Source organism: Oribacterium sp. oral taxon 078 str. F0263 (assembly GCF_000469565.1).
Taxonomy (GTDB): Bacteria; Bacillota; Clostridia; order Lachnospirales; family Lachnospiraceae; genus Oribacterium.
This window is the reverse complement of sequence record NZ_KI273116.1, coordinates 69,338-69,652: the sequence shown is the minus strand read 5'-3', so window position 1 is coordinate 69,652 and position 315 is coordinate 69,338.

Below are 315 nucleotides of genomic sequence, written 5' to 3'. Positions count from 1 at the left end.
AAGAACCGATATCCCCGAAGGGGACGGAAACCTCAGAAATTTTTCGAGGAGTACGGGAAGGCTTAATTAGAAGAACCGATATCCCCGAAGGGGACGGAAACGTTTTGATATAGAGACTACAGGAAAGTCAGCTTACAATTAGAAGAACCGATATTCCCGAAGGGGACGGAAACGATATCAAGGGAGTAATCAAAGGCTTAACAGCTGATAATTAGAAGAACCGATATCCCCGAAGGGGACGGAAACCTTCAATCTTCGAGTACTGTGGATATCCGCAGTACAAGGATTAGAAGAACCGATATCCCCGAAGGGGAC